The organism is Sodalis-like endosymbiont of Proechinophthirus fluctus, from assembly GCF_001602625.1.
GTDB lineage: Bacteria > Pseudomonadota > Gammaproteobacteria > Enterobacterales > Enterobacteriaceae.
Map to the genome: position 1 here is coordinate 11,920 of NZ_LECR01000068.1, position 5,652 is coordinate 17,571.

At 48.6% G+C, this 5,652-nt stretch carries 8 protein-coding genes and 1 pseudogene; 4 read left to right on the forward strand and 5 right to left on the reverse strand.

Going from position 1 to position 5,652, the window contains the following annotated elements; translation table 11 throughout:
* From BG74_RS19715 to BG74_RS13805, 5 genes and pseudogenes are all read right to left on the reverse strand, one after another.
* Positions 1–281, reverse strand: a pseudogene (locus BG74_RS19715) (hydantoinase/oxoprolinase family protein); the annotation flags it as partial.
* A 51-nt stretch (positions 282–332) separates the two neighbouring features.
* Positions 333–509 (reverse strand): hypothetical protein, encoded by a 177-nt coding sequence (locus BG74_RS13790; RefSeq protein WP_187202754.1) that lies wholly within the window; start codon positions 507–509, stop codon positions 333–335.
* A 616-nt stretch (positions 510–1,125) separates the two neighbouring features.
* Complete coding sequence (locus tag BG74_RS13800; RefSeq protein WP_187202751.1) at positions 1,126–1,278, reverse strand: hypothetical protein; 153 nt, start codon at positions 1,276–1,278, stop codon at positions 1,126–1,128.
* 152 nt (positions 1,279–1,430) lie between these two features.
* On the reverse strand, positions 1,431–1,691 hold the full coding sequence (locus BG74_RS06775; protein ID WP_187202752.1) for a hypothetical protein: 261 nt from the start codon (positions 1,689–1,691) through the stop codon (positions 1,431–1,433).
* 109 nt (positions 1,692–1,800) lie between these two features.
* The gene (locus BG74_RS13805) at positions 1,801–1,944 is read right to left on the reverse strand and encodes a hypothetical protein (protein WP_187202753.1); all 144 of its coding nucleotides are present in this window, start codon (positions 1,942–1,944) and stop codon (positions 1,801–1,803) included.
* A gap of 1,727 nt (positions 1,945–3,671) precedes the next feature.
* Between BG74_RS13805 and BG74_RS06780 the strand changes: the two genes are divergently transcribed.
* The 4 genes from BG74_RS06780 to BG74_RS17580 form a co-directional block, all read left to right on the forward strand.
* Positions 3,672–4,097 (forward strand): MarR family winged helix-turn-helix transcriptional regulator, encoded by a 426-nt coding sequence (locus BG74_RS06780; RefSeq protein WP_066597449.1) that lies wholly within the window; start codon positions 3,672–3,674, stop codon positions 4,095–4,097.
* Positions 4,098–4,473: 376 nt separating this feature from the next.
* Positions 4,474–5,097, forward strand: coding sequence for a guanylate kinase (gene gmk / locus BG74_RS06790; protein WP_066597458.1), 624 nt, complete (start codon positions 4,474–4,476; stop codon positions 5,095–5,097).
* A gap of 54 nt (positions 5,098–5,151) precedes the next feature.
* Complete coding sequence (gene rpoZ / locus BG74_RS06795) at positions 5,152–5,427, forward strand: DNA-directed RNA polymerase subunit omega (RefSeq protein WP_066597451.1); 276 nt, start codon at positions 5,152–5,154, stop codon at positions 5,425–5,427.
* Positions 5,428–5,447: 20 nt separating this feature from the next.
* Positions 5,448–5,652, forward strand: a 205-nt coding sequence (locus tag BG74_RS17580; protein ID WP_244267398.1) for an HD domain-containing protein, incomplete at its 3' end; no start/stop codon positions are given.

Consider the following 5,652-nt stretch of genomic DNA (forward strand, 5'->3'; position numbering starts at 1 on the left):
CGAATCGTATCCACGCCGGTCACGGCGCCTCTAGATTTCATCAGCAGCAGACGGCCATTAACACCCTCGTCAGAGATACGTTGTTCCAGGCGGGTGACATAGCACGAGACTTTTGGTATCAAGTAGCAGTTCAGCAGCGTCGCTATGCTGGAATCGAACTCCAGAAAGGTGGGCAAGACATCAGATGATAGGGAAACCAGCGCCTGTGGGTACTCTTGCGTGATAATATCGCGGATCCGCTTCTCATGGCGGGCATTGGCGTAAGAATGCAGATAGCACACCGTGATAGCCTTGATGTTGCGTTACTTGATACGGGCAATGGTGGCATGCACCTACGCCTCACAGAGCGTTGCCATTTCATGCCCTTTAAAATCCATACGGCTGTCCACTTCATAGACGCGTTCCGTCGGCACCGGTCGCGTCGGCTCTACCCATGAGTAGATATTCTCTTTGCGTGGAATATCGTACCGGCCGATTTCCAGCACATACCTAGAGTCAACAAGGCACATTCAGCGCTGTCCATTTCCAAAATAGTATTGGTGGCAACCGTTTTGTCGTGAAACATGTGAATGACCTCTTGCGCCCGCACACAGTATCGGCGAATATTCACCGCACGCCCATCAAAAAAACCCAGCGAGGGATCCTCAGGCGTCGACGGGTTCTCGCCTTGAAGAGTTTGCTGGTACAGCGATCCATCAATGTAATATTGGTAAAGGTGCTTCCAGTGTCTACGGCAACGGAAAGCAGGTGTTCCATGATAGCTGATCCTTGGGTTAAACGCGCGATGGACGAGAGGAGCAGAGAGCGTCAGCAGAGTTCCACCATTCTTCGGCATCAAATAACGGCGACAGTGAAATAATTTGGTTGGTCAACGGTGCGCCGCTCGGCGATCGCGGGTCTCGGCCAAATCGACAGATTCCAACTCGACATCAAGGACGACGCCACGGATCGACAAAACTGCGTTTGGCCATTCCCGCGCGGTATAGCGTCCTGCCGTCCCACAGACATATGCTGATCCGGTGCGTCACATAATCAAAGCTATCCCCCTCGGTGGGAGCTCTCACCGCATATATATTTTGTTAACGGCAGGAGACGGCGAATGGCCGGATCAAAATCCTCTCGCGATCAAAACATCCTCTCGCGATCAAAACCCGCCAGGCGCAGCTGGTTTTTGGCCAGGGCTACAGCGAGACTGTAGCGCATCGAGAAGCACACCTGCATTTCGTTGGTCAGCTCGGCGTACGGCAGGTTATTCTGGTTAATCGACCCACCAGACAATCTAGCAACATAACGTCTTCCGCCGCAAAGTCGTGGGCGGCTTTTAGATCCAGTAGCATATCAATCCCACTATGGGCGGGAAGCTAAGCAGGGATGCCGTTTCAGCATCAGTCCCAGAGTTTCGATGACATGCCTCTCATCGCTCGCGTTTGTCAAGGCGGCCAAAGGGGACTGCTGACCGCGAGCGCCGCGGCCTTCCCACCGCCGCTGGCATGCAGCGGTTTGGACTCGGCGCTAAATTGCCCCTTGACGTCGGCGGCCATGCTGATGGTGAGACACATGGCCTTCAGAATGCCCTCTTCGTTCAGCCAGCAACCAAGCGGAGCCCGTTGCTGCGCCGTGGCCAGCAAGGCGGGAACCAGGATCGCGGAAACATGTCCCTTCAAAGGAAGATAAGGTGTCATCGTAATCAAGGGAGTACGCCGCCGTCGCGTTTATCAGTACTGCCACGCCGGGTGAACTGGGTACCCCGACACCGATCGTACCACTGACGCCAGCGCTGAAACTTGTGCGATAGGACTGTTAGCCATTCCCACTGCAGGATCTTCCCGGCGCCACATGCAGGCTGACGCCGGCCAGGATATCCACATAGCGCACAGCGCCCGATTTGAACCAGCTTAGGAGGTTACCGGTGTAGTAGTGCACCAACTCTTTAATCGCAAACATGCGGACCCACCTTACGTGGCAACGTACCGTCCAATTGCCTTGTCCGAGAATGGTCAAGGCCAGCGTCACGCTGAGACAGGGCCAGAAAGCCGAGGCGCAGCGTGGCTAGGATAGAAACCAGACCCGCTCGGCAGGACCGCGCTGGCGATAAACAGTAACTCACGGCTGACGCCGGGAATACGCGCCGCGATTCCTGGAGGCGCCAGGATCAATTATAACCTCCCAGACACAGCTTCATTTATACAGCGCTTTTACAGTGCGTTAGTGAGCATCTTTACTATTTTTCCGCTGCCTCTTCCTCTTCGTCTGCCTATCGCCGCCGATGAAAGCAGTAAGTATTACTACCCCGGCCACGTGGGTTAAAATTCTGGCGACATCGGCGCGGCGATGCATTGTGTCATGGCATGCCGAACCCCTCAGCGGCAACGGCGGCAGGCTAACGCTTCGCGAGAATAGCGCCAGGGTAATCCGCCATTTGCCGAACAACAGCACACGCCCGTCTAAATAGGGCGGGAGAAACCCATAGCAACTCCCATGATGGACGGGGAGAATATCAACCGCCGCCGTCTGTTTTATCCCGTGCAGTCACTTACACCGAAAATAGTATGTAGCCATACTAATAGTTATTTTACTCTTTTCTGACGGCAGTCGCACTACCCTTTATAACGACAGCGGCATCGCCTGCAAGCAAAAACTAAACTTACGCCGTGCCGTTAACCTGATAGAATCAGGTCGTCAACATGATGTTAAGGGATATTTCATGGCTGAATTTTGCATTTTCCATCTCCTATCAATGCCTTTTCTATCTCCTATCCATAGGTAAGAGTAGACCCTGACCGCTTTAATTATTGCCTGAAAAGAAGCATTTTTACGGGCTATTTCTGCCGCTTTTTCCGCCGTGCGACCAAAAATGAGGGATTGTGTCCACCAGATGCTGTTTTCTCGCCAATAGATTATGAAATCAACAATTATTTGATTTTAATGATAAAAATACCATAATTCTTTGCCAAATTTAGATTTTTAGCGAACGAAAAAAAATAAAAAAAATAATATTACCAATTAATACAATAAGTTAACCACTTTTCGCTAAACAGACTCAAGGTGTATTGAAGGTTTTCATCCTTTTTGTGAGTTTTTAATTTACGATTATTTTTTAGCTCGATTTTTGCGTGAACTACTACAACGAAATGGGAACAATATTTCATATAAAAAATTATAAAAATCATTTCTTAACAACATGTTGCATCTATCATATCTGTAAATTTAGCTAAATATTACTATGTTATTAACATATATATTAACAAATAAAAAAAATATGTATTTGCCATTATATTTTCATAATATATGCGCCTTTCTTCTTATAGTCATATTTCAAATTTAAAAAAACTTCGATAAAATGCTCGAGAAGTTAGTAATGAAGCAGCAAGGGTCCGATCATACTCCGATTGGGTATTAATAATAACCTGGAAGTAGCCCATACTCTTCTGTCTCCAGGATGCCCCTATTTAATAGGGGTTGAGGAAATTTTAATATTTTTGTTAAGAAAATGTATTTCTTGTTAGCGTAAGCTGATAACATTGCTTGCTTGGAATATTTCCCATCGTCGTCGATTCTGATTAAGTGTAATGTTTACCCGATGCTATTAAAATTATCTGTAATACTAAACGGAAATCTAACATTCTTTGGGAATAACTGATAGTGAATAAATAACATATAGAGATTAGAACATGAATAAATCAACCGATATTTCAGTAATGGTAGAGTCCCTATCACGTATCTATCACCGTCTGAGAAAAGAAGTGAATGGTCAACTGGTGAACGAAGGCCTCTCGATGTCGAAAATGAAAATTTTGCGTCTGATTACTACCGGAAAAACCAGCGCCACCGATATCAAGAACTATATGGGCTTCTCATCTCGTACCGTAGTCACCTTGCTTGATGCATTGGAAAAAGAGGAGATGGTGCAGCGCCAGCAAAGCCCTACTGATCGCCGGGTGAAGTATGTCTATATCACGGAAAAAGGTCGTGAAAAATTGCGTATCGCCGAACAAATCCACAAAGTAATTCTGGATCGCATGTTTGCTCCGTTATCCGAGATGCAGTTAGAGAAGTTCGGCGAAGTCTGCAATGTACTTGAAGCTCAGCAAAAATAGCAAGGCTTATGATGTTATGTCAGCATTGAAATCCGCAGTAAAAAATGGCTGAAAAACTATAGTCATTTATAGTGACCGGACTTGACGGGCCGAACGGCTATTCCAGCTACCAGCTAATAGGCACTTTATCGCGATTTTTAAATACTCAAAGGTGGTTTTAGCTGATGGATTATTTGCAAATAAAGATATGAAAAGTTCAGGGAGGTCACGGGGTCTGCGTCTTCTACAGGTACCTGTGCTTCCTTAAATTCCTCCACAACCGATGCCTCCCTCTCTGCCGGACGTGGCGTTACGTTGACAGCTGCATCGCCTTTCAATGCCGTGTACAATAGAAACATGCCCTGTCGTTCTTCAACCTCAGCTGACTATATTAATGATGATTCAAGGTGCGCTCTATATCGTTTCCGCCCCGAGCGGCGCGGGAAAATCCAGCTTGATCCAGGCGTTGCTGAAAACCCAGCTGCCTTATGACACCCAGGTGTCGATCTCCCACACCACCCGCGCCATGCGTCCCGGCGAAGCGCACGGACAGCACTACTTTTTCGTGCCTGTGGCGGAATTTGAGCGCATGATTGCCGAAGATGCCTTTTTAGAACACGCCCAGGTGTTTAGCAATTACTACGGCACCTCGCGCGAAACCATCGAGCAGGTGCTGGCCACCGGCGTCGATGTGTTCCTTGATATCGACTGGCAGGGCGCGCAGCAGATCCGCGGAAGAGTGCCCGACGCACGCAGTATTTTTATTTTGCCGCCATCCAAGGAGGAGTTAAATCGCCGGTTGCGCGGGCGCGGTCAGGACAGCGAAGAGGCCATCGCCCAGCGCATGGCGCATGCAGTAGCTGAAATGACTCACTTTGCGGAGTATGATTATCTCATCATCAATGATGATTTCAATGCCGCATTACTTGATCTGAAAACTATTATCCGGGCTGATAGCATGCGCCTTAAACGTCAGAAATTACGCCATGGCGCATTAATCAGCAAATTGTTGGCAGACTGACCCAACTTTCAGTATGATGCCCAGTCATTTCTTCATCTGTGGAGTAGCTCACATATGGCACGCGTAACTGTACAAGACGCTGTCGAGAAAATTGGTAACCGTTTTGACCTAGTACTGGTCGCCTCGCGTCGCGCCCGTCAGATTCAGGTAGGCGGTAAAGATCCACTGGTTGCGGAAGAAAACGATAAATACACCGTTATCGCCCTGCGTGAGATCGAGGAAGGCCTGATCACCAGCCAGATCCTGGATTTACACGATCGCCAGGAGCATAAAGAACAGGAAGCCGCCGAGATTCAAGCGGTCACCGCGATCGCTGAAGGCTGCCGTTAACAGCAGGTTATAACCCTACCTTGCATCTGTTCGAAAGTTTGAATCTTCTGATTCAATGCTATCTGCCCGAGGATCAGATAAAACTCCTCCAGCAGGCCTATCTTGCCGCTCGTGATGCGCACGAGGGACAGACTCGTTCCAGTGGTGAACCTTATATCACCCATCCGGTAGCGGTCGCCTGTATTCTGGCCGAGATGCATCTAGACCATGAGACGCTAATGGCGG